A 25,867-nucleotide genomic window follows, 5' to 3' on the forward strand; every position below is an offset into this window, starting at 1 on the left:
CCTCTTCGCACAGGAGTGGCGACACCCGATGACCAACGACGAAAAGCTGCTCTCCTACCTCAAGCGGGTCTCCGCCGATCTGCACCAGACCCGTCAGCGGCTGCGCGAGGTGGAGACCCAGGACCGGGAACCCATCGCCATCGTCGGAATGAGCTGCCGCTTCCCCGGCGGTGTCACCACGCCCGAGGAGTTCTGGCAGCTGGTCCACGAGGGCACCGACGCCATCGGGGACTTCCCCGGGGACCGCGGCTGGGACGTCGACGCCCTGTACGACCCGGACCCGGACGCCACGGGGAAGACGTACTCCACGCGCGGCGGCTTCCTGCACGACGCCGCGGGGTTCGAGCCGGACTTCTTCGGCATCAGCCCGCGGGAGGCCCTCGCGATGGACCCCCAGCAGCGCTTGCTGCTGGAGGTGTCGTGGGAGGCGCTGGAACGCGCCCGTATCGCCCCCGACTCGGTGCACGGCGCCCGGGTCGGGGTGTTCGCCGGAACCAACGGCCAGGACTACCGGGACCTGCTGGCACGGATGCCGCACGACTCCGAGGCGGCGCTCGGCACCGGCGCGCTGGCAGCCGTGATCTCCGGCCGGATCTCCTACGCCCTCGGACTGGAGGGCCCGGCCGTCACCATCGACACCGCCTGCTCGTCGGCGCTCGTGGCGGTGCACCTCGCCGTCCAGGCCCTGCGCGGCAAGGAGTGCACCCTCGCCCTGGCGGGCGGCGCCACGGTCATGTCCACCCCCAACTCGTTCGTCGCCTTCAGCCGCCAGCGGGGCCTCGCCCCGGACGGCCGGTGCAAGTCCTTCGCGGACTCGGCCGACGGCACCGGCTGGGGCGAGGGCGCCGGCATGCTGCTGCTGGAACGGCTGAGCGACGCCCGCCGCAACGGCCACGAGGTCCTCGCCGTCATCCGGGGCTCGGCCGTCAACCAGGACGGTGCCTCCAACGGCCTGACCGCCCCCAACGGCCCCTCCCAGCAGCGGGTCGTGCGCGCCGCGCTGGCCGGCGCGCAGCTCACCGCCGCCGACGTCGACCTGCTGGAGGCGCACGGCACCGGCACCACGCTCGGCGACCCCATCGAGGCGCAGGCCCTGCTCGCCGCCTACGGGCAGGACCGGCCGCAGGACGCACCGCTGTGGCTGGGATCGGTGAAGTCCAACATCGGCCACACCCAGGCCGCCGCGGGCGTAGCGGGCATCATCAAGGTCGTCATGGCGATGCGGCACGGCGTGCTGCCGCGGAGCCTGCACGCCGAGGAGCCGTCCGCCAAGGTCGACTGGAGCCAGGGCAACGTCCGCCTGCTCACCGCCAACCGCCCCTGGGCCGACCCCGGGCGCCCGCGGCGGGCCGCCGTCTCCTCCTTCGGCGCCAGCGGAACCAACGCCCACACCATCCTGGAAGAGGCCCCGGCGGAGGAACCCGCGGAGGAACCCGCGCCGCGCACCGCGCCGGCGCTGGTGCCGTGGGTGCTCTCCGGCCGCAGCGAGCGGGCCCTGCGCGAGCAGGCCGCCCGCCTGGCCGCTGCCGTGACCGACGCCGACCCCGTGGACGTCGCGTACTCGCTGGCCGTCACCCGCACCGCCCACCCGTACCGGGCGGTGGTGCTCGGCGCCGACCGGGACACGCTGGTCGACGCCGTGACCCGGGTCGCCGAGGGCGGCCGGGCCACCGCGCTCGGCCGCGTCCGCACGGGCCAGACCGCCTTCCTGTTCACCGGGCAGGGCTCCCAGCGCCCCGGCATGGGCCGTGAACTGCGAGCCCACTTCCCGGTCTTCGCCCGGGTCTTCGACGAGATCTGCGAGCTGTCCGGCGACGGCGACCTGCGGGATCTGGTCCTCGGCGACGACCCCGAGCCGCTGAACCGCACGGCTCGCACCCAGACCGCGCTGTTCGCCTTCGAGGTGGCGCTGTACCGGCTCGTGGAGTCCTGGGGCCTCGCACCCGACTACGTCGCGGGCCACTCCGTCGGCGAGATCGCCGCCGCCCACGTCGCGGGCGTACTGGACCTCGCGGACGCCACCACGCTGGTGGTCGCGCGCGGCCGGCTCATGCAGGCCCTTCCCGAGGGCGGGGCGATGATCGCCCTGCGCGCCACCGAGGAGGCCGTCCGTCCCCTGCTCACCGGCGGGGTCGGCGTGGCCGCCGTCAACGGGCCGGACTCCGTCGTGATCTCCGGCGAGGCCGCCGAGGCCGAGGCGGTCGCCGCGCACTTCGGGAAGAGCCGTCGGCTGAAGGTGTCGCACGCCTTCCACTCCCCACTGATGGAACCGATGCTGGACGAGTTCCGGTCCGTGGTGTCGTCCCTGACCTTCGGCCGGGCGACCGTTCCCGTGATCTCCAACGTCACCGGACGGCTCGCCACCCAGGAAATCGGCACCCCCGAGTACTGGGTACGGCACGTACGCGAGGCCGTCCGCTTCCACGACGGGATCCGTGCCCTCGCCGCCGAGGGAGTGACCCGCTTCCTGGAGATCGGCCCCGACGCCGTACTGACCGCCATGGCCCGCGAGTGCCTCGCCGCCGCCGACGACGAGCCCGCCGGCGGCGGCGCCGTCCTGGCCGCCGCCACCCGCCGCGGACGGGACGAGACCGAGACCCTGCTCACCGCCCTGGCCCAACTGCACGCCGACGGCGCCGGACCGCGCTGGGAGGCGTTGTTCACCGGGGCCCGCACCGTCGACCTGCCCACCACGGCCTTCCAGCGCGAGCGGTTCTGGCCCGAGACGGCCGCCCCGGCCGGCGACGTCGGCTCCGTCGGACTGGACTCCGCCGACCACCCGCTGCTCGGCGCCGTCACCGTGCTCGCCGACTCCGACGGCGCGGTCCTGACCGGCCGGCTGTCCGTGCGCACCCACCCCTGGCTCGCCGACCACGTCGTCGGCGGCTCCGTCGTCGTGCCCGGCACCGCCATGGTGGAACTCGCGGTCCGCGCCGGCGACCAGGTCGGCTGCGGCCGGCTGGAGGAACTGGCCCTGGAGATACCGCTGGTGCTGCCGCCCGCCGACGGCGTCCGTGTCCAGGTCGCCGTCGGCACGCCCGACCCGGCCGGCGCCCGCACGGTCCAGATCTACGCACGCGCCGAGAACCCGTCCGCCGACGCACCCTGGACCCTGCACGCCTCCGGTCTGCTCACCGACGGCACCGCGACCCCCGGCGCACCTCTGGACGTCTGGCCGCCGCAGGACGCCGAGGAGCTCGACCTCGCCGGTCTGTACGAGAGGCACGCCGCCGCCGGCCTGGACTACGGGCCCGCCTTCCGCGCCCTGACCGCCGCCTGGCGGGACGGCGACGCGGTCCTCGCCGAGGTGCGCCTCCCGGAGGGGCCCGCCGCTGACGCCCCCCGCTTCGGCCTCCATCCCGCCGCCTTCGACGCCGCCCTGCACTCCCTCGCCCTGCTCGGCGACGGCTCCGGAGACGACACCGCCCGGCTGCCGTTCATGTTCGCGGGCGTCACCCTGCACGCCGTGGGCGCCTCGGTCCTGCGAGCCCGCATGACGCCCGCCGGCGACCACACCTTCGCCGTCGACCTGGCCGACGCCACGGGTGCCCCCGTCGCGACCGTCGACTCCCTGGCCTCGCGACCGCTGACCCGGCTGACGACCGGGCAGGACACCCCGGACGAGGCCCTGTTCGCCCTCGACTGGCAGCCGCTGGCGCTCGACACCGAGGCGCCCGCCGCCGACCACCGGCTGCTGGAGATCCCGTCCGGCTCGGACGCCGAGGCGGTGAGCGCCGCGCTGCGCACCGCGCTCGCCGCGCTCCAGGACGACGACCCCCGCCCGCTGGCCGTCGTCACCCGGGGCGCCGTCTCCACCGGCGGTGAGGACGTGCCCGACCTGGCCGGCGCCGCGGTGTGGGGCCTCGCGCGCTCCGCGCAGTCCGAGAACCCCGGCCGGTGCGTCCTGCTCGACCTCGAACCCGGCACCGACCCCGGCGTCCTGCTGCCCGCCGTTCTCGCCACCGGCGAACCGCAGGTCGCCGTCCGCTCCGGCGCCGCCCGCGCGGCCCGGCTGGTACGCGCCGAGCAGCTCGAAGGCGCGGCTGCCCCGGCCCTCGACCCCGAGGGCACCGTCCTGCTGACGGGTGCAACCGGCGGGCTCGGCCCCGTACTCGCCCGGCATCTGGTCACCGCCCACGGCGTACGCCACCTCGCCCTGGTCAGCCGCGGCGGCCGTGCCGACGGCCTGGTCGCCGAACTCGCCGCACTCGGCGCGAGCGCCACCGCGCACGCCTGCGACGTCGCCGACCGCGCCGCCCTGGCGGCCCTCCTCGCTGTCATCGGACAGGACCGTCCGCTCACCGCGGTCGTGCACGCCGCGGGGGTCCTCGACGACGGAGTCGTGTCGTCCCTGACGCCCGAGCGCCTCGACGCGGTCCTCGCCCCCAAGGCACTCGGCGCCCTCCACCTGCACGAGCTGACCCGGGACCAGGACCTCGCCGCGTTCGTGCTGTTCTCCTCCGTCGCGGGCACCGTCGGCGCACCCGGGCAGGGCAACTACGCCGCCGCCAACGCCTGCCTCGACGCGCTCGCCTCCCACCGCAGCGCGAACGGCTCGCCCGCCCTCGCCCTGGCCTGGGGGCCCTGGGCCCCGACCGGCGGCATGACCGGCGCCCTGGACGAGGCCGACCTCGCCCGCATGTCCCGCGGCGGCATGATCCCCCTGTCCGCCGAGGAGGGCACCGCGCTCTTCGACCGGGCGCTGCGCACCGGCCGCCCCGCGGTGGCCCCCGTACGGCTCGACCTGTCTGCGCTGCGCGCCCAGGGGAGCGGACTCGCCCCCGTCCTGCGCGCCCTGGCCGGGCGTCCGGTGCGCCGGGAGGCCGCCGCCGAGGGCAACGGGACCGGTTTCACGGAGCGCATGGCCGCCCTCGGCGGGACGGAGAGGGCCGAGGCCCTTCTGCACACCGTCCGCACCCACGTGGCCGCCGTCCTCGGACACGCCGGACCGGACGCCGTGGAGACCGACCGGGCCTTCAAGGACCTCGGCTTCGACTCGCTCGCCGCGATCGAACTGCGTAACTCCCTGTCCGCCGAGACGGGGCAGCGGCTGCCCGCCACCCTCGTCTTCGACCACCCCTCGCCCGAGGCGCTCGCCACCCACCTCGGCACCCTGGTCGCCGGAGCCGGCGGCGCCGTACGCCGCACCCGGCGCACCGGACGCGTACGCGCCGACGAACCGCTGGCGATCGTCGGCATGGCCTGCCGCTACCCGGGAGGCGTGCGTACGCCGCAGGACCTGTGGCGGCTGGTCGCCGACGGCACCGACGCCATCGCCCCGTTCCCCGCCAACCGGGGCTGGGACGTCGACCGGGTCGTCGACCCCACGCGGCGGCGCCCCGACACCTCCTACGTCGGCGAGGGCGGGTTCCTCTACGACGTGGGCGAGTTCGACGCCGCGTTCTTCGGTATCAGCCCCAAGGAGGCGCTCGTCACCGACCCGCAGCAGCGGCTGCTGCTGGAGGCCTCCTGGGAGGCGCTGGAGCACGCCGGCATCGACCCGCACTCCCTCAAGGGCAGTCCGACGGGTGTGTTCGCGGGCGTGCAGTACCACGACTACTTCGGCAGCTTCGGCTCCGGCAGCATCATCTCCGGCCGGGTCGCCTACACCCTCGGCCTGGAGGGCCCTTCGCTGTCCGTCGACACCGCCTGCTCCTCTTCGCTGGTGGCGCTGCACCTGGCCGGGCAGTCGCTGCGCCAGGGTGAGTCCTCGCTCGCGCTGGTGGGCGGCGTCGCCGTCATGGCCACGCCGGAGACCTTCATCGAGTTCAGCCGGCAGGGCGCCCTCGCCCCCGACGCCCGTACCCGCGCGTTCGCCGACGCGGCCGGCGGCACCGTGTGGGGCGAAGGCGTCGGTGTCCTCGTGGTCGAACGGCTGTCGGACGCCCGCCGCAACGGCCACCCGGTCCTCGCCGTCGTCCGAGGGACCGCCGTCAACCAGGACGGTGCCTCCAACGGCCTGACCGCGCCCAACGGCCCGTCCCAGGAGCGCGTCATACTCCAGGCCCTGGAGAACGCCCGCCTCACCACCGCCGACGTCGACGTGGTGGAGGCGCACGGCACCGGTACGACCCTCGGTGACCCGATCGAGGCGCAGGCCCTGCTGGCCACCTACGGACAGGACCGGCCCGAGGACCGGCCGCTGTGGCTGGGGTCGGTCAAGTCCAACATCGGGCACACCCAGGCCGCCGCCGGTGTCGCCGGTGTGATCAAGATGGTCATGGCGATGCGGCACGACAGCCTGCCCAGGACCCTGCACGTCGACGAGCCGTCCGGCAAGGTCGACTGGGAGGCCGGGCAGGTGCGCCTGCTGACCGAGGAGCGGCCCTGGCCCCGGGCCGGCCGGCCGCGCCGCGCCGGGGTGTCGTCCTTCGGGATCAGCGGCACCAACGCCCACGTCATCCTCGAACAGGCTCCGGCGGCCGCGGAGCCCGCCGCGGCGCCCGGTCCCGAGGCGCCGGGACAGGCCGTCCCGTGGCTGCTCACGGCGAAGTCGCCCGCAGCGCTCGCCGGACAGGCCGCCGCGCTGCTCGGCCACCTCGACGCGAACCCCGAGCTCGACCCCCGCGACGTCGGCTGGTCGCTGGCGACCGGCCGCGCCCACTTCGCGCACCGTGCCGCCGTCACCGGCACCGACCCCGCCGGACTGCGCGGGGCGCTCGCCGCACTGGCCGACGGCGCCACCGCCCGCAACCTCGCCGTGGGCACCGCCGCCGGACGGGCCCGCCCCGTCTTCGTCTTCCCCGGCCAGGGTTCGCAGTGGTCCGGCATGGCCACGGAACTCCTCGACGGGTCACCGGTGTTCGCTGCCCGCATGGCCGAGTGCGCCGCCGCCCTGGAGCCCTGGACGGACTGGGACTTCGCCACCGAACTGCGAGGCGGCCTCGACCGGGTCGACGTCGTCCAGCCCCTGCTGTGGGCGGTGATGGTGTCCCTGGCGCACACCTGGAGCGGCTACGGCGTCACCCCGGCCGCCGTCATCGGTCACTCCCAGGGCGAGATCGCCGCGGCGTGCGCCGTCGGCGCGCTCTCCCTGGCGGACGGCGCGCGCGTGGTCGCCCTGCGCTCCCAGGCCATCGCCGAACTGCTGTCCGGATCCGGCGGCATGATGTCCGTGGGGGAGGGCGCCGAAGTGGTCCGCGACCGGCTCACGGCCTGGGGCGGCCGGCTCTCGGTCGCCGCGGTCAACGGCACCGCCTCCACCGTCGTCTCCGGGGACTCCGACGCCCTCGACGAGCTCCTCGAACGGCTGCGCGCCGAGAAGGTCCGCGCCAAACGGCTGCCCGTGGACTACGCCTCCCACAGCGCCCACGTGGAGTCCCTGCGTGAACGCCTCGCCGAGGACCTCGCGGGCATCGAACCGCGCAGCACCGACGTGCCCTTCTACTCCACCGTCACCGGCGCCCCGATCGACACCGCCGAGCTCGGCGCCGAGTACTGGTACACCAACCTCCGCGGCACCGTGCTGTTCGAGCAGGCCGTACGTGGCGCCGTCGCCGGAGGCCACACACTGTTCGTGGAGTCCAGTCCCCACCCGGTGCTGACCGTCGGTATCCAGGAGACCGACGACGCGGTCGCCGCGGTCGGCTCGCTGCGCCGCGACGAGGGCGGCCGGGACCGGCTGCTCGTCGCCCTGGGGGAGGCCTTCACCCACGGCGCCGGCGTCGACTGGGCCGCGGTCGCCGAGGGCCGCCGCGCCCGACCGGTCCCCCTGCCGGCGTACGCCTTCCAGCGTGAGTGGTACTGGCTCGACAGCACCGCCACCGGCGCCGACGTCACCTCCGCCGGCCTCGAGGCCACCGACCACTCCCTGCTCGGCGCCGCCATCGCACGGGCCGGAAGCGAGGAGGCCGTCCTCACCGGCCGGCTCTCGGCGAGCACACACCCCTGGCTGAACGACCACCGGGTCGGGGACAGGCTGCTGTTCCCCGGCACCGGACACCTCGAACTCGCCCTGCGTGCGGGCGACCAGGTCGGCTGCGGCGACCTGGCCGAACTCACCCTCCACGCCCCACTGGTCCTGCCCGACCACGGAGCCGTCCAGCTCCAGGCCGTCGTCGGACCGCCAGACGGCGGGACCCGCCCGCTGACCCTCTGGTCCCGTCCGGAGAGCACCGACGAGGAACTCCCCTGGACACGGCACGCCGACGGCCTGCTCGCTCCGACCGGCACTCTCCCGGCCGTCGTCGAGCCACTCACCTCCTGGCCGCCGCGCGACGCCGAACCGGTGCCGCTCGACGGCCTGTACGACGAGCTCGCCGCCCTCGGACTCGGCTACGGCCCGCTGTTCCAGGGGCTGCGCGCCGCCTGGCGGACCCAGGACGCCGTGTACGCCGAGGTCGCCACCGAGGCACCCGTCGACGGCTTCGGGCTGCACCCTGCCCTCTCCGACGCCGTCCTGCACACAGTCGGCCTCACCGACGCCGCCGGCGACCAGGCTCTGCTGCCGTTCGTCTGGTCCGGGGTACGGCTGCACGCCACCGGAGCCACCGCGCTGCGCGTGAAGGTCCGCGCCACCGGCGAGGGCACCGTCGCCCTCACCCTGGCCGACCCGGCCGGCGCCCCCGTCGCCACGGTCGACTCCCTCACCCTGCGCCCGTTGCGCACAGACGTGTTGGACGCGGCCGCCAGGTCCGCCCGGGCCGGCGCGCTGCACCGCGTCGACTGGGTCCCCGCGCCCGCCCCGGCAGGAGCCGGGGGCACACCGTGGGACGGGGAGGCGCTGCGTGCCCCGGCGGGCGTGGGCGCCGCCGAGACGCGCGCCGCCGTCGCCACCGTCCTCGACGGGCTGCGGGACCGGCTCGCCGACGAACAGGACGGCGACGGCACCCTCGTCGTCGTCACCGGAACCGACCCGGCCGGCGCCGCGGTCGGCGGGCTGGTCCGCTCGGCCCAGTCCGAGAACCCCGGCCGCATCGTCCTGGTCGAGAGCGGGACGCACCCCGGCCCAGACCGTCTCGCCGAGGCCGTCGCCAGCGGCGAACCGCACCTGGCGCTGCGCGACGGCACCTGGCACGTGCCGCGCCTGGCCCGTGTCCCGGGTACGGACGCCGAAGCCACCGCCCCGGATGCCGAAGCGGCCGCCCCGGACGTCGAAGCCGCCGTCCCGGACGCCGGGACCACTACCGGAGCCGACCCCGGCCTCGGCTCCGGCACCGTCCTGCTGACCGGTGCGACCGGCGCCCTCGGCGGGATCATCGCCCGCCACCTGGCCGGCGACCGCGGCGTACGCCACCTGCTGCTGCTCAGCCGCAGCGGCGCCGACTCCGGTCTGGTCACCGAGCTGACCGGGCTGGGCGCCGAGGTCACCAGCGTCGCCTGCGACGCCGCCGACCGCGACGCCCTCGCCGGGGTGCTGGCCGATCTGCCCGCCGACCGGCCGCTGACCGCCGTGATCCACGCGGCCGGCGTGCTCGCCGACGGCGTGCTCGGCTCCCTCACCCCCGAACGCGTCGACGCGGTCTTCCGGCCCAAGGTCGACGCCGCGTGGAACCTGCACGAACTCACCGCCGACCTCGGCCTGTCGGCGTTCGTGCTCTTCTCCTCGTCCGCCGCCACCCTCGGCTCCCCGGGCCAGGGCAACTACGCCGCCGCCAACGCCTACCTCGACGCCCTCGCCGCCCACCGGCACACCCTCGGCCTGCCCGCGCACTCCCTGGCCTGGGGCCTGTGGGCCCAGGCGAGCGGCATGACCGGCACCCTCGACGAGACCGACCGGGCAAGGATCGCCCGTGGCGGTGTCGCCCCGCTGCCGACCGACGAGGGGCTCGCCCTGTTCGACGCCGCTCTGCGCGGCACCGACCCCGTCGTCATCCCGGTCCGGCTGGACACCGCGGCGCTGCGCGGCCAGGCGGACGCCCTGGCCCCGCTCTTCCGCGGCCTGGTGCCCGTACGCCGTGCCACCGCCGGCCACGCGGCCACCGGCGGCGCCGACTCGCTGCGCGACCGGCTCGCGGGGCTGCTGGAGCCGGAGCGCGAGCCGTTCCTCACCGAACTCGTGCAGAGCCGGGTCGCCACCATCCTCGGTTACCGCTCCGCCCAGGACGTCAGCCGCACGCTGCCCTTCCGCGAGCTGGGCTTCGACTCGCTGGCCGCGGTCGAACTGCGCAACGGACTCGCCGCCACGACCGGACTGCGGCTGCCCGCCACCCTGGTCTTCGACCACCCCACCCCCGCCGAACTCGCCCGGTACCTGCTGGGCGAACTGACCGGCGCACTCGACCGGGCCGCGCCCGCCACCACGGCACGGACCGCGACCGACGAACCCATCGCCATCGTCGGCATGGCCTGCCGCTTCCCGGGCGACGTCTCCTCCCCCGAGGAGCTGTGGCGCCTCGTGGCCGAAGGCCGTGACGCCGTGGGGGAGTTCCCCACCGACCGAGGCTGGGACATCGAGACCCTGTACGACCCCACCCTGGACCGGCCGGGCACCAGCTACACCCGGCACGGAGCCTTCCTGTACGGCGCGGCCGACTTCGACCCGGCCTTCTTCGGCATGGACGAGGAGGAGGCTCTCGTCACCGACCCGCAGCAGCGGCTGCTGCTGGAGACCTCCTGGGAGGCCCTGGAACGGGCCTCCATCGACCCGGCCACCCTGCGCGGTTCCGACACCGGCGTCTTCGCGGGCGTCATGTACCACGACTACTTCGGCAGCTTCGGCTCCGGCAGCGTCGTCTCCGGCCGGGTCGCCTACACCCTGGGCCTGGAAGGGCCGACCCTGTCCGTCGACACCGCCTGCTCCTCCTCGCTCGTGGCCCTGCACCTGGCCGCCCAGGCGCTGCGCCAGGGAGACTGCTCCCTGGCCCTGGCCGGGGGAGTGACCGTCATGGCCACCCCGGGCACGTTCGTGGAGTTCAGCCGGCACCGCGGCCTCTCCGGCGACGGCCGCTGCCGCCCCTTCGCCGACGCCGCCGACGGCACCGGCTTCGGCGAGGGAGCAGGTGTGCTGCTGCTGGAGCGGCTCAGCGACGCCCGCCGCAACGGCCGGACGATCCTCGCCGTGCTCCGCGGCACCGCCGTCAACCAGGACGGCGCCTCCAACGGCATCACCGCCCCCAACGGGCCCGCGCAGCAGCGCGTCATCCGCCGCGCCCTGGAGGCGGCGGGTGTCGGCGCGGCCGACGTCGACGTGGTCGAGGCGCACGGCACCGGCACCACCCTCGGCGACCCCATCGAGGCCCAGGCGCTGATCGCCACCTACGGCGCGGAGCACACCGAGGAACGCCCGCTGTGGCTCGGCTCGGTCAAGTCCAACCTGGGCCACACCCAGGCCGCCGCCGGAGTCGCCGGTGTCATCAAGATGGTCCAGGCGATCCACCACGAGACCCTGCCGGCCAGCCTCGGCATCGACACCCCGTCCCGGCACGTGGAGTGGGAGGGCGGCAACGTCCGTCCGCTGACCGAGTCCCTGTCGTGGCCGGACCCGGGCCGCCCGCGCCGCGCGGGCATCTCCTCCTTCGGCATCTCCGGCACCAACGCCCACGTGATCGTGGAGGCGCCGCCCTCCGCCCCCTCCGCCCCCGCCACGCCGTCCGCCGGGCCCTCCGCCCCCGCCACGCCGTCCGCCGGGCCAGCGGTGGGAGCCGTTCCGTGGCTGCTGTCCGGACACACGCCCCAGGCCCTCCGGGCCCAGGCCGGCCGGCTTCTGGACCACCTGACCGGCCATCCGGACGCAGGCCCGCACCGGATCGCCGGCGCCCTCGCCCACGCCCGTACCGCACTCGGCCACCGCGCCGCCGTCGTCGGGCACACCCGCGAGGACCTGACCGCCGGGCTGCGGGCGCTGGCCGAGGGCCGCACACCTCCCGTCGGCACCACCGGCCGGGCGACCGACGGCAAGCTCGCCCTGCTCTTCTCCGGCCAGGGCTCCCAACTGCCCGGCATGGGTGCCCGGCTCGGCGCCGCGTTCCCCGCCTTCGCCACCGCCTTCGACGAGGTCCGCGCCCACCTGGACCCGCTGCTGGACCGGCCGCTCGGCGACGTACTCGGCTCCGCCGGACTGCTGGAGCGCACCGAGTACACCCAGCCCGCCCTGTTCGCCTTCGAGGTGGCCCTGTTCCGGCTGCTGGAATCGTTCGGTGTCAGGCCGGACCTGCTCGCCGGACACTCCGTCGGCGAGTTCGCCGCCGCCCACGTGGCGGGTGTCCTCGGCCTCCAGGACGCCTGCCGGCTCGTCGCCGCCCGGGGCCGCCTGATGCAGGCTCTCCCCGCCGGCGGCGTCATGATCGCCGTACGCGCCACGGAGGACGAGGTCGCGCCGCTGCTCGGGGACGGGGTCGGCCTCGCCGCCGTCAACGGACCCGGGTCCGTGGTGGTCTCCGGCCCGGCCGGCCCGGCCCGCGCCCTCGCCGCCCGCTTCGACCGGAGCAAGGAACTGGCCGTCAGCCACGCCTTCCACTCGGCCCTGATGGAACCGATGCTCCAGGAGTTCCGCGAGGTCGCCGAGTCGCTGTCGTACGGGTCGCTGCGCATCCCGCTGGTGTCCACCCTCACGGGCGCCCCCGCGGCCGCCGACGAACTGTCCACTCCCGACTACTGGGTACGGCACGCGCGCGAGGCGGTCCGCTTCGCCGACGCCGTGTCCGCCCTGCACGACGCGGGGGCCCGGCACTTCGCCGAGGTCGGACCCGGCAGCGCGCTCACCGCCGCCGCCGGTGACTGCCTGCCCGAGGACACGGCCGCCGTCGTCGCGCTCCAGCGCAGGGACCGCGAGGAGACCGAGGCGCTGGTCACCGGGCTCGCCGCGCTGCACGCGCACGGCGTCACCGTCGACTGGACGGACCTCCTGCCACACCGTGACGGCTCGGACCTGCCCACCTACGCCTTCCAGCGCGACCGCTACTGGATGACCGGCGACCCGGGGCAGCCCGGACCCGCCGTCGGCCACCCGCTGCTGGGCGCCGCCGTGGAACGCGCCGACGCGGACGCGGCCCTGCACACCGGCCGGCTCTCGCTCTCCGCCCAGCCGTGGCTGGCCGACCACGCCGTCGGCGGTGTACCGCTGCTGCCGGGCACGGCGTTCGTCGAGATGGCCCTCGCCGCCGGTGCGGGGCTTGACTGCCCCGTGGTGGAGGAACTGACCGTCGCCGAACCGCTGGTGCTGCCGGCGCAGGGCAGCGTTCGCATCCAGGCCACCGCCGGCGAACCGGACGCCGGAGGCGCCCGGGACTTCACCGTGTACGCGGCGGCCGACGGCGACCCGTGGACCACCCACGCAACCGGTGTGCTGCGCCCGGCGGACCCGGAACCCGCACACGACCTCACGTCCTGGCCGCCGGCCGGCGCCGAACCCGTCGACCTGGACGACGTCTACGACCGGCTCGCCGCACTGGGCGCCGAGTACGGGCCCCGCTTCCAGGGACTGCGCGCCGCCTGGCGCCTCGGTGACGAGGTGTACGCCGAGGTCGCCGTCGAGACCGACGGTGCCCCCTTCGGACTGCACCCGGCGCTGCTCGACTCCGCGTTGCACGCCATCGGACTGCGCGCCGGGGCCCCGGAGCGGATGGCGCTGCCGTTCGCCTGGAGCGGCGTCGAACTGCACGCCGCAGGCGCGACCGCCCTGCGGGTGCGGATCGCACCGCTGGACTCCGGCGCCGTACGCATCGACGCCGCCGACTCCGACGGCCGGCCCGTGGCCCGGGTCGCGTCGCTGGCGCTGCGGGAGGTCGACCCCGCGCGGATCGCCGCGCAGGCCGACGGCGGGCACGAGGACCTGTTCGCCCTCGACTGGGTGCCCGTCGCGGTTCCCACCGCCCCACAGGCCGGCCGGTGGGCAGTACTCGGCTCCGGCCACGAGGAGCTGGCCGCCGCGCTCGGCGGGGAGATCGCCGAGGTCACGACCGTCACCGGACTGTCCGAGGCCGCCGCCCTGGCCCCCGACACCCTGGTCGTCCCGCACCCCGGCGGACAAAACCCCGACGAGATCCGGGCCGGCGTCCGGCGGATGCTCGCCACGGTGCAGGACTGGCTGGCCGACGAGCGGTTCGCGGCCACCGGCCTGGTCGTCACCACCAGGGGTGCCGCCGGCCCCGACGCCGCGGCAGTCACCGACCCCGGTGCCGCCGCCGCGTGGGGCCTCATCCGCTCGGCCCAGTCCGAGCACCCCGACCGGATCGTCCTCGCCGACCTCGACGACACCGACGCATCCCGCCGCCTGCTGCCCTCCGCCGTCGCCTCCGGCGAACCCCAACTGGTGCTCCGTAAGGGGACGGTTGCCGCCCCACGGCTCGTCCGCGCCCCACGCCGGGACGGGCACGCCCAGGCCGACTGGACGGGCACCGTGCTGATCACCGGCGGTACCGGCGCTCTCGGCCGGGAGGTGGCCCGCCACCTGGTCACCGGACACGGCGCCACCCGGCTCGTCCTGCTCAGCCGAGGCGGGGCCGACGCCCCGGGCGCCGGGGAACTGCGGGAGGAACTGACCGCCCTCGGTGCGCAGATCACGCTCGTCGCCTGCGACGCCGCCGACCGCGCCGCCCTCGCCCGCGTCCTGGACGACCACCCCGTCACCGCGGTGGTGCACACCGCAGGTGTCCTCGCCGACGCCGTCCTCACGTCCCTCACACCCGGGCGACTGGACACGGTGCTGCGGCCCAAGCTGGACGCAGCCTGGCATCTGCACGAACTCACCGCGGACCGTCCGCTGACCGCGTTCGTGCTGTTCTCGTCCGCGGCCGGCCTGTTCGGCAGCCCGGGCCAGGCCGCCTACGCCGCGGGTAACGCCTTCCTCGACGCCCTCGCCGCGCACCGGGTCTCCCTGGGGCTGCCGGCCGTCTCGCTGGCCTGGGGTGCCTGGGCGGGCGGCGGAGGCATGGCCGACCGCCTCGGCGACACCGACACCCGGCGCATGGCCTCCGGGGGCGTGCTCCCCCTCGACACGGCGGCCGGCCTGCAACTGTTCGACACCGCGGTGGGACGCGAGGAGCCGGTCCTGCTGCCGGCCCGCCTCGACCTGGGCGCCCCGCGGGACGCCGGCCGAATCGCCCCGCTGCTGCGCGGCCTGGTGCGCGCGCCCCGGCGCACCGGTGCCACCGCGTCCGTCGCCTCGGCGGCGCTCCGCCGCGACCTGGCCGCCCGCACGCCGGAGGAACGGACCGCGCTGCTGCTCGAACTGGTGCGGGACGAGGCCCGGCAGGTGCTCGGGACCGAGGAGTTCGAGGCGGAGCTGCCCTTCAAGGACCTCGGCTTCGACTCGCTGACCGCCGTCGAGTTCCGCAACCGGCTCAACGAGGCGACCGGGCTGCGGCTGTCCGCCACGCTCGTCTTCGACCACCCGAGCCCGGCCGCCCTCACCGGCCACCTCGCCGAGGAGCTGGCCCCGCCCGCCGCCGACGGCCCGCGCGAGGAGGACACCGTCCGCGCCGCCCTGGCCGCCCTCCCGGTGGCCAGGCTCCGCGAGGCCGGACTGCTGGACAGCCTGCTCGAACTCGCCGGGCTGCGGCCCGCGCGGGAGCAGTCCGCGAACGACGCGCCCAGCCGCCCCGCGATCGACGCGATGGACGCCGAGAGTCTGATCACCCTGGCGCTCGACGACCTCGTCGGCGACGACGACGCCCTCTGAGAAGGAAGAGACCCATGGCCGAGTCCGAGAAGCCGGACACCAGGATGGTCGAGGCGCTGCGCGCCTCGCTCAAGGAGATCGAGCGGCTGCGGGAGCGCAACCGGGCTCAGACCGCCGCGGCCCGTGAACCGATCGCGATCGTGGGCATGGCGTGCCGCTACCCGGGCGGAGTCCGCTCGCCCGAGGACCTGTGGCGCCTCGTCGCCGAGGGCCGCGACGGCATCGGCACGTTCCCCGAGGACCGCGGGTGGGACCCGGACCTGCACGACCCGGTGCCCGGCACCCCGGGCCGCTCCTCCACGGGCGAAGGCGGATTCCTTTACGACGCCGCCGACTTCGACGCCGCGTTCTTCGGCATCTCCCCGCACGAGGCACTGGTGATGGACCCGCAGCAGCGGCTGCTGCTGGAAGGGGCCTGGGAGGCGCTGGAGCACGCCGGTATCGATCCGACGTCGCTGCGCGGCAGCCCCACCGGGGTGTTCGCGGGTGTCATGTATCACGACTACTTCGGCAGCTTCGGCTCCGGCAGCGTCGTCTCGGGCCGGGTCGCCTACGCCCTCGGTCTGGAGGGTCCCGCCCTCACCGTCGACACCGCCTGCTCCTCCTCCCTTGTCACACTCCACCTCGCCGCGCAGGCACTGCGCCAGGGCGAGTGCACCCTCGCACTGGCCGGCGGAGTGACGGTCATGGCCTCACCGGGCACCTACGTCGAGTTCAGCCGGCAGGGCGCGCTCTCCCCGGACGGCCGGTGCCGCTCCTTCTCCGACGACGCGAACGGCACCGGATTCTCCGAAGGACTCGGTGTGCTGGTGTTGGAGCGGTTGTCGGACGCGCGGCGGTCGGGGCATCGGGTGTTGGCGGTGGTGCGGGGTAGTGCGGTGAATCAGGATGGTGCGTCGAATGGTCTGACGGCTCCTAATGGTCCGTCGCAGCAGCGGGTGTTGCGGCAGGCGTTGGTGTCGGCGGGGGTGTCGGCGGTTGATGTGGATGTGGTGGAGGCGCATGGTACGGGGACGGAGTTGGGGGATCCGATCGAGGCGCAGGCGTTGTTGGCTGCGTATGGTCAGGATCGTCCGGAGGGGCGTCCGTTGTGGTTGGGGTCGGTGAAGTCGAACATCGGTCATACGCAGGCGGCTGCGGGTGTGGCGGGTGTGATGAAGATGGTGTTGGCGTTGGGGGAGGGGGTGTTGCCCCGGACGTTGCATGTGGGTGAGCCGTCGCGGAAGGTGGAGTGGGGTGCGGGGCGGGTCCGGTTGCTGGAGGAGGAGCGTCCGTGGGTGCGGGGTGAGCGGGTCCGTCGTGCGGGGGTGTCGTCGTTCGGGATCAGTGGGACCAACGCGCATGTGATCCTGGAGGAGGCGCCCGACGAGGACGCCTCCCCCCACACCGAGGCCGAACCCCTCGCACCGGCCGTGATGCTGCCCCTCTCCGCCCGTTCCGCGCGCGCCCTCCCCGCACAGGCCGAGCGGCTGCGCGACTTTCTCGACGCCCGCCCCGACCTGCCGTTGTCCGCCGTGGCGCGGGCCCTGGGCACCCGGCGCGCGGCGTTCGGACACCGGGCCGCCGTCGTCGGCGGCGACCGGGAGCAGCTCCGGGCCGGCCTGGACGCCCTCGCCACCGGACGTCCGTCGGCCGCCGCCGTCACCGGCCGGGCACTCACCGGTGGCCGCACCGCCTTCCTGTTCACCGGGCAGGGCGCCCAGCGCCCCCGTATGGGACTCCAACTGCGTTCCTGCTACCCGGTGTTCGCCGAGACGTTCGACGCCGTCGACGCTCACCTCGGCCTCGACCTGGCGGGCGTGCTGAGCGGCGACGACCCCGAGGCGGTGCACCGCACCCAGTACGCGCAGACCGCCCTGTTCGCCTACGAGGTTGCCCTCTTCCGGCTGCTGGAGTCCTGGGGGGTACGGCCCGACGTGCTGGCCGGGCACTCCGTCGGCGAGATCGCCGCCGCCCACGTCGCCGGAGTGCTGGACCTGGCCGACGCCTGCACCCTGGTCGCCGCACGCGGCCGGCTCATGCAGGCACTGCCCGAGGGCGGTGCGATGGTGGCGGTGCAGGCGGGCGAGGACGAGGTGCGCCCGCTGCTGGACGAACGGGTGGGCCTGGCGGCGGTCAACGGACCCGCGGCGGTCGTCCTGTCCGGGGAGCGCGAGGCGGTCCTCTCCGCCGCCGCGAAGTTCGAGAAGACCAAGCGGCTCAGCGTCTCGCACGCCTTCCACTCCCCGTTGATGGACGCCATGCTCGACGACTTCCAGGCGGTCGTCGAGCGGCTGACCTTCCACGAACCCCGTGCCGACGTGGTCTCGGCGCTCACCGGACGCCCCGCCACCGGCGACCAGCTGCGCGACCCGCGTTACTGGGTACGCCACGTGCGTGGCACCGTCCGGTTCGCCGACGCCGTCGCCGCCCTCGCCGGGGCAGGGGTCACCCGCTACGTCGAGGTCGGTCCCGACGCCGTTCTGACCGGGCTGGTCCGGGAGTGCGTCGGCGAGGGCGACGCGGCCTTCGTGGCCCTGGGACGGCGCCACGGCGCCGAACCGGCGGCCCTGCTCTCCGGGCTGGCCCGGCTGCACGCCGACGGCCTTTCCCCGGACTGGGCGGCGCTCTTCCCCGGCACGGCCCGCGCCGAGTTGCCCACCTACGCGTTCCGGCACGAACGGTTCTGGCTGAATGCCGACGTCCCCCTCACCTTGGACCGGCCCACCGCGCAGCCTGCCGTCGCACCCCTCGTCGCTCCCGCCGCGGCCCCGGACGCCCATGGCCTGCGGGAGCGGCTGGCGGCGGCCCCCGAGGCCGAGCAGGAGGCACTGCTGGCCGACCTGGTGCGGGCTCAGGCCGCCGCGATCCTCGGACACGAGGGACCGGAGGCCGTCGAACCCGACGACGCCTTCCTGGAGATCGGGATGGACTCGGTCTCCGCGGCCGATCTGCGCGGAGCCCTCGGCCAGGCGCTCGGCGTCACCGTCGCGGCCGGGGCCGTCTTCGACCACCGCACGCCCGTCGCGCTCGCCGGCCACCTGCGCGAGCGCCTCGCGGGGGGAGGCGCCCCCGAGCCGGCGGACGACGACATCGAATCGGTCAGCGGGCTGGTGCGGCTCGCGGCGGCCGGGGGCGGCTGGGATCGAGCCATGACGCTGCTGCACAGCGCTGCGGACATCCTGCCGGGCTTCTCCTCGGTGGCCGAGTTCGGCGACGTGAGCGATCCCGTCCGTCTGTCCACGGGAGACGAGGGGCCCCGCCTGCTCTGCCTGCCCTCCCCGATGGCGCTGGGCGGCGCCCACCAGTACGTGCGCTTCGCCCGGCACTTCCACGGCCGACGCGACGTACTCGTGCCGGACGTGCCCGGCTTCGTACCCGGGGAGCCGCTGCCGCGCTCCGTCGCGGCGGTCGTGGAGGTCGTGGCCGAGGGCATCCGGCGGGCCTGCGCGGACGGACGGCCCTATGTGCTCCTCGGCTACTCCTCAGGCGGGCAGTTCGCCCACGCGGCGGCCGAGGCGATGGAGAAGGCCGGCCGGCCGGCTTCCGGCGTGGTCCTGCTGGACACCTATCTGCTCGCCGACGACGGCACCGAACACCTTCGGCGGGAGATGTTCAACGGCATGCTCGACCGGGAGTCGTCGGTGGGCGGCTTCGGCACCGCGCGCCTCGCCGCGATGAGCCGCTACAGCGGTCTGATCCCGGACTGCCTGCCTGGCGCGCTGACCGCTCCGGTGCTGTTCGTCCGGCCCGAGGAGCCCTTCGCGCCCGGCCTCGACGGCTGGCAGGCGGTCTGGGACGGTACGCACGAACTCGCGGAGGTGCCCGGTACGCACTTCACGATCATGGAGGACAGGGCCGAGTCCACCGCCGGAGCGGTGGAGAAGTGGCTCTCCGGCATCACGGCGGCCTGACACGGAGCGCGCCGGAAGGCGACCGCCGGCCGTGCCGCAGACGAACCACCGAAACCCGCCGCGGGACGCGGCGGCCGACAGGCCGCCGCCCCGCGGCTCGGTCACTCACCCGCCTCACGGAAATGCGACATCCATGCTTCGATATCGCAGCGAATACTGTCCGGATCCACACCCAATCGCACGGCGATTTCTTCCGCGGCCACTTCCGTCTGCCAGTCACTGCGCTGCAGGGCCAGCCACATCGTCGTGCCGCGAGGACCGCATCTGTGGCGTTTTCCGGTGAGCGGTACGAAGAGTTCCAGGTACCCGTCGGGCTGCACGCTCGCGATCAGCCCGTGGTCACGCCCCATGCCGCACCGACCCTGCGTGTGCGGTGCCGTAATGCCTCTCGGCCGTGGGGATGCCGGCTGTCCTGGACACAGAGAATCCTATCCCTCGACGGTTTTTCGGATACGTCGACGTTACCCCTTAGTCCACACCGTGGCACTGGCGGTGACCGCATTTTTGCGGTGGGGTAAACGATTCGGACATGGGGTCGACAGGTGTACTGGCCTACGGGTATTTCTACCACCTTGACAGAGCGTCAGTAATAGTCGCGAAGAAATGCGCCGCATCCTATTCATTTCCGCTCCGTGTCCGTCGCGGGCGGGCGGGGGATCCCCGTGGCTCCCTGCTGGACCCGGCCGGGTGCCTCCTGGCCGTCGACACCAGGTCAGGGTCCATCGGCGACGGCTTCCTCCGGCCGCCGGGCCCGGCCGGCCCGGCTCATCCGCGGTGTGGAACACCTGCACCCGGCTCACCGCCGGATCCGGTTCCGGCAACAAGACGCAATATGCGCCATGACATAAAACCGTCGCACGACTCCACATACATGTGGTCCGGGGGTGGAGAAACCTCTACCTCGAATCGGCTGTATAAGGCCAATGTGCAGCGGTCCTGATCCTCCTAATCTGATCCGCAGACACCGCGTTCGAAGCGCGTCATTTCATTGGAGAGCCCGATGCACACATCACATGACCTCCGCCGGTCGGAGGCGGTACGGCTGGACACCGTGTCGAAGATCTACGGACGAGCGGACAGCCAGGTGGCCGCGCTCCGGGACCTTTCCATGAGCTTCGCCGACGCCACCTTCACAGCGGTGATGGGACCCTCCGGTTCCGGCAAGAGCACCTTCCTGCACTGCGCCGCAGGCCTGGTCCGGCCCACCTCCGGAACAGTCACCGTCGGCGGCACCGACCTCGCCGGCCTGGACGACACCCAGCTGACCATGCTCCGCCGCGACCGGATCGGCTTCATCTTCCAGTCGTTCAACCTGCTGCCCGCCCTGACGGTGATGCAGAACATCACCCTGCCGCTGCAACTCGCCGGCAAGCGTCCCGACAAGAACCTGATCCGCACCGTCGTCCAGCGCGTGGGCCTCGCCGACCGCCTCGGCCACCTGCCGTCCGAGCTGTCCGGAGGCCAGCAGCAGCGCGTCGCCATCGCGCGCGCCCTGGTCACCCAGCCCGCCGTGGTCTTCGCGGACGAGCCCACCGGAGCGCTGGACACCCGTACCGCGGCGGCCGTGCTCTCCCTGCTGCGCGAGTCCGTCGACACGGCCGGCCAGACCCTGGTCATGGTCACTCACGACCCGGTGGCCGCCTCGTACGCCGACCGGGTCGTCTTCCTCGCCGACGGCGCCCTCGCCGGTGAACTGCACCGGCCGACGGCCGACGCGGTCGCGGCGCGGATGACACGGCTCGGTGCCTGGGAGGACGAGAACCGCCAGCAGACCGCACCGGTGACGTCCGGAGGGCTGTACTGATGTGGCGGCTCGCCCTGCGCACCCTGAAGTTCCGGCGGACCAGTTTCGTCGCGACCTTCCTCGCCATGTTCCTCGGCGCCGCGATCGTCATCGGCTGCGGCGGCCTGATGGAGACCGGCGTCCGGATGGCCGCCGACCCGCTGCGTCTGAACGGCGCCCCTGTCGTCGTCACCGGCGAACAGTCCTACGACGGCGCCGCCCTGACCGAACGGCACCGCATCGACCCGGCGCTGGTCGGTGAGGTGGCCCGTGCGGACGGCGTCCGCGACGCCGTCGGCGACGTGTCCTTCCCCGCCACCGTCCTCAAGGACGGCAAGGCGCTGACCGGCGAGGACGCCTCGTACGGTCACGGCTGGGCCGGTGCCCGGCTCACCCCCTATACCCTCGCCGCCGGCGCCTCCCCCGTCGCCGGCGGCGAGGTCGTACTCGACTCCGGGCTCGCCGAGCGTGCCGGTGCGGGACCGGGCTCCGTCGTCGAGATCGCCGTCAACGGCGACACCCGGCGGTTCACGGTCAGCGGTGTCGCCGGCCAGCGGGGCGACAGCAATCCCGATGCCGCGCTGTTCTTCAGCGACGAGCAGGCCCGCACCCTGGCCGGCGGCCGGATCGACTCGATCGGCGTGCTGCCGGAGAACGGCGCGGACACGGCGGCGGTCGCCGGCACGGTGCGGTCCGTAGTCGGCGACCGGGCCGAGGTGCTCACCGGCGAGCGGCGCGGCCTGGCGGAACTGCCCGGCACCCTCGCCAGCCAGCGCACCGTCGTGATCCTGGCGGCCATCTTCGGCTCGTCCGTGGTGCTGATCGTGATGTTCGGCGTGGCCTCCACGCTCGGGCTTTCACTCCAGCAGCGCACCCGCGAGATGGCCCTGCTGCGGGCCGTGGGCTCCACCCCGCGGCAACTGCGGCGGATGATCCTCATCGAGACCGCGGTGCTCTCGGTGGCTTCGGTACTGCTCGCCCTGTACCCGGGGTATCTGCTCGGCCGGCTGCTCTTCGGCGTGCTCACCTCCAGCGGCGTCGTCTCGTCGGCGATCGTCTACCACGCCGGATGGATGCCGATGGCCGTCGGCGCCGTCGTCACCGTGCTCGCCGCGGCCGGGGCCACCCGCTTCGCGGGCCGCCGCGCGGCCCGCACCGAACCGGTCGCCGCCCTGGCCGAGTCCGCCGTGGGCACCCGTTGGTTCAGCGTGCCGCGGCTGCTGATCGCGCTGTTCTTCCTCGCCAACGGCATCGGGCTCGCCGTCGCCACCGCCACGGTGATGGAGGACGGCCCCACCCTCGCCAGCACCGCCGGACCCGCCTCCGTGCTGTTCTGCATCGGCCTGGCGCTCCTCGCCCCCGGCATCACCAAGGCGATGGTCGTCCTGCTGCACCTGCCGGTGCGCGCCTTCTCCGGCATCCCCGGCATGCTCGCCCTGCGCAACGCCACCACGGCGAACGTCCGCATGGCGGGTGCCGTCGCGCCCATCGTCCTGCTCATCGGCATCGCCACCGGCACCCTCTACATGCAGGCCACCGAGGACCACGTCTCCCAGAGCTCCTACGACCGGAACGTCCTGGCCGACTACGTCCTCGACTCCACCACGGGCGGATTCGCCCCCGCCGTCGTCGACCGGGTCCGGGCGGCCCCCGGCGTGGCCGCCGCCTCGGAGTTCGTCACCAGCCGCGGCTTCGTCGACGCCCCCGACGGGCGTGCCGACACCGAACTGCGGGGCGTGTCCGCGGAAGGCGTGCAGCAGAGCCTCGATCTGCGGCCCGTCGCCGGATCCCTGTCCGGCCTTCGCGGCGACACGGTCGCCCTCTCCGACAAGAAGGCCGAGGAATACGGCGTGGGGGTCGGGGACCGGCTCCCGCTGCGCCTCGGCGACGGCACCGCCGTACGCCCCACCGTCGTCGCCCTCTACGCCGACAACCCCAAGCAGCAGTACGTGACCCTGCCCGCGGCGACCCTGGCCCCGCACACGAGTGACGGGCTTCCGCACCAGATCCTGGTCCGCTCCGAGCAGGGCGGCCACCCCGAACTCCGCGAGGCACTGGCCGGGCTGGCCGCGGGTGTGCCCGGCACCGAACTGGACGACGGCGACTCACTGGCCGGCCGGAACAACCAGATCCAGCAGATCCTGGTCGCCGCGAACTATACGATCGTCGCCATGATCGTCGGATATGCCGCCATCACCGTCGTCAACACCCTCGTGGCGGTGACCCGCAAGCGCCGTGCCGAGTTCGGCCTCCAGCAGCTGACGGGCGCGACGCGCCGCCAGGTGCTCGGCATGCTGACCGTCGAGGGCGTCCTCATCGGAATCATCGCCACCGTCCTCGGCACGATCGCCGCGGCGACCACCATCGTGCCGTACAGCATGGTCAAGTCCGACTCCTATCTGCCCTCCGGATCCCCCGGGATCTACCTCGCCATCGTCGGAGGGTCCCTGGTGCTGGTCTTCGGCGCCACGCTCCTTCCCTCGTGGCGCGGCATGCGCACGCCCGCCGTCGACACGGTGAAGGCCGCGTGAGCCGCATCCGAACCGGGCCGTCCCCGGCACCCCCGTACGGGGACGGCCCTTCCCCCGCTCCGCCCCGCGGGTGGGAGGGCGGGCGCGCGCGGCTCGTCCGGTCCGCCCAGGACACGCTGGTCGGCGCGCTGATCGCCGCCGGAGCACTCGCCTCGATCGTCCTGTTCGTCACGACCACGTACTTCGTCATCCTGTGCGTCATCGGGATCGGCTTCCTCGCCCTGCCCCACCTGACCACCGCGGTGCGCTGGGTCTGCGACCTGAACCGGCGCGCCGCCGCCCGCTCGGGGGTCCCGGTGGAACGGCCGTACCGGCCCGAACCCGAGGAGATCGAACGGGACATCGTCGGATGGGTGCGCCGCTGCAAGTGGATCCTGGCCGACCCGGCGAGCTGGCGGGACCTGCTGTGGCTGCTCCTCAACAGCGGCGTCGGCCTGCTGCTCGGCTGCGCCCCGGCCGCGATGCTGTACTACGCGGGGGAGGGGCTGGCGCTGGCCTGCGGCCTGTGGCAGCCCGTCGCGGCCGACGGGACGGGCCGCTGGTACGCGTTCATCACCGTCGACAGCTGGCCCGCCGCCCTCGCCGCGGCGGCGGCGGCACTCGTCGTGTTCGCCGGCTGGCTCCATCTCAGCCCCTGGGTACTGAAGGGCCACGCCTACTTCGTCCTGTTCCTGCTGGGCCCGACCCAGCGCGGCCGTCTGGCCTCCCGGGTGCGGCACCTGGCGGAGACGCGCTCGGGCGCGCTCGACATCCAGGCCGCCGAACTGCGCCGCATCGAACGCGATCTGCACGACGGCGCCCAGGCCCGGCTGGTCAGCCTCGGCCTCACCCTCGGCGCGGTCGACCGGCAGCTGGACCGGAACACCGAAGAGGCCCGCCGGCTGCTGCACGACGCGCGCAGCTCGTCCGTACAGGCGCTGCGTGAGCTGCGCGGCCTGGTCCGGGGCATCCACCCCCCGGTGCTGGCCGAGCGTGGACTCGCCGACGCCGTAAGGGCTTTGGGCCTGGCCAGCCCCCTGCCCGTCACGGTCCTGGCGGACCTGCCCGGAAAACTGCCCGATCCGGTGGAATCCGCGGTCTACTTCTCGGTGTCGGAGCTGCTGACCAACGCGCTCAAGCACGCCGATGCCCGGCAGGTCGAGGTGGCTCTCCGGTACGCGGACGGTGCCCTGCGCGGGCAGGTCACCGACGACGGCCGAGGGGGCGCCGAGATATCGGCCGGGAGCGGGCTGGAGGGTATCCGGCGGCGGCTGGCATCCTTTGACGGCGTCCTGGAGATCAACAGTCCCCCGGGCGGTCCGACCGTCATGAAAATGGAGCTGCCGTGCGCGTCGTCCTCGCCGAAGACCTCTTCCTCCTGAGGCAGGGAATCATCCAACTGCTGGAGGCCTACGACTGCGAGGTGGTAGCCGCCGTGGACAACGGGACGGATCTGAGACAAGCCATCGCCGAACACCGTCCCGACGTGGCCGTGGTGGACGTCCGCTTACCGCCGACGTTCACCACCGAAGGCCTCCAGGCCGCCCTGCTCGCTCGCCGTGAGCAGCCCGGTCTGCCGATCCTCGTCCTGTCCCAGCACGTCGAGCAGATGTACGCCCGTGAACTGCTGGCCGACGGCACCGGTGGCATCGGCTACCTGCTCAAGGACAGCGTCCTCGACGACGGGCAGTTCATCGACGCCGTCCGCCGGGTCGCGGCCGGCGGCATGGCCATGGATCCCACCGTCGTGGCCCAGCTGATGACCTCCCACTCCCGCGACCAGCCGCTGTCCGCGCTGACCGCCCGGGAACGCGAAGTGCTGGAACTCATGGCGGAGGGATGCTCCAACACCGCCATCGCCCAACGGCTGACCGTCTCCGAGGGCGCGGCGGCCAAGCACATCTCGAACATCTTCTCCAAACTGATGCTCCCCCCGTCCAGCGACAGCAACCGCCGTGTCCTGGCGGTCCTGGCCTACCTCAACGCGTGAGTCCTGCCCGCCGCCCCCGGACCCGGGGGCGGTAGGGGTGCGGCCCGCGCGCCCGGCCGGTGAGACTGCTGGGGCACGCCCGGCGCGACCGGTCCGCGCCGCCGCCACGAAGGGAACCCGCACCACATGTGG

7 protein-coding genes are annotated in these 25,867 nt (G+C 74.2%); 6 read left to right on the forward strand and 1 reads right to left on the reverse strand.

Going from position 1 to position 25,867, the window contains the following annotated elements; translation table 11 throughout:
- The first annotated feature begins 28 nt into the window (after window positions 1-28).
- Window positions 29-15,559: a type I polyketide synthase gene (locus HED23_RS12415; RefSeq protein WP_203183465.1), complete on the forward strand. Its 15,531-nt coding sequence runs from the start codon at window positions 29-31 to the stop codon at window positions 15,557-15,559.
- Window positions 15,556-19,452, forward strand: coding sequence for a type I polyketide synthase (locus HED23_RS12420; RefSeq protein ID WP_420803072.1), 3,897 nt, complete (start codon window positions 15,556-15,558; stop codon window positions 19,450-19,452). The genes HED23_RS12415 and HED23_RS12420 overlap by 4 nt, the downstream gene beginning before the upstream one ends.
- 101 nt (window positions 19,453-19,553) lie before the next feature.
- Here the strand turns inward: HED23_RS12420 and HED23_RS12425 are convergent, their stop codons facing one another.
- Window positions 19,554-19,802 carry a hypothetical protein gene (locus HED23_RS12425; RefSeq protein WP_203183467.1) on the reverse strand — a complete coding sequence of 83 codons (249 nt, stop codon included), beginning with the start codon at window positions 19,800-19,802 and terminating at the stop codon, window positions 19,554-19,556.
- Window positions 19,803-20,452: 650 nt separating this feature from the next.
- Here HED23_RS12425 and HED23_RS12430 point away from each other — a divergent pair.
- The 4 genes from HED23_RS12430 to HED23_RS12445 all read left to right on the forward strand — a co-directional run bounded on the left by HED23_RS12430 (window position 20,453) and on the right by HED23_RS12445 (window position 25,735).
- Window positions 20,453-21,256, forward strand: a complete 804-nt coding sequence (locus HED23_RS12430; RefSeq protein WP_203183468.1) for an ABC transporter ATP-binding protein — start codon at window positions 20,453-20,455, stop codon at window positions 21,254-21,256.
- Window positions 21,256-23,766 (forward strand): FtsX-like permease family protein, encoded by a 2,511-nt coding sequence (locus HED23_RS12435; protein WP_203183469.1) that lies wholly within the window; start codon window positions 21,256-21,258, stop codon window positions 23,764-23,766. The genes HED23_RS12430 and HED23_RS12435 overlap by 1 nt, the downstream gene beginning before the upstream one ends.
- Window positions 23,767-23,882: 116 nt before the next feature.
- A complete protein-coding gene (locus tag HED23_RS12440; RefSeq protein ID WP_203187452.1) occupies window positions 23,883-25,127 on the forward strand; it encodes a sensor histidine kinase in 1,245 nt (414 codons plus the stop codon).
- On the forward strand, window positions 25,091-25,735 hold the full coding sequence (locus tag HED23_RS12445; protein ID WP_203183470.1) for a response regulator transcription factor: 645 nt from the start codon (window positions 25,091-25,093) through the stop codon (window positions 25,733-25,735). Before HED23_RS12440 ends, HED23_RS12445 begins: the two co-directional genes overlap by 37 nt.
- Window positions 25,736-25,867 lie beyond the last annotated feature (132 nt).

It is taken from the genome of Streptomyces pratensis (assembly GCF_016804005.1).
Classification (GTDB): Bacteria; Actinomycetota; Actinomycetes; order Streptomycetales; family Streptomycetaceae; genus Streptomyces; species Streptomyces pratensis_A.

Excerpts from the sequence above, each read along its gene's own strand:
- HED23_RS12415 (WP_203183465.1), top strand. The coding sequence starts at position 29 with ATGACCAACGACGAAAAGCTGCTCTCCTACCTCAAGCGGGTCTCCGCC.
- HED23_RS12425 (WP_203183467.1), bottom strand. The coding sequence starts at position 19,802 with ATGGGGCGTGACCACGGGCTGATCGCGAGCGTGCAGCCCGACGGGTAC.
- HED23_RS12430 (WP_203183468.1), top strand. The coding sequence starts at position 20,453 with ATGCACACATCACATGACCTCCGCCGGTCGGAGGCGGTACGGCTGGAC.
- HED23_RS12435 (WP_203183469.1), top strand. The coding sequence starts at position 21,256 with ATGTGGCGGCTCGCCCTGCGCACCCTGAAGTTCCGGCGGACCAGTTTC.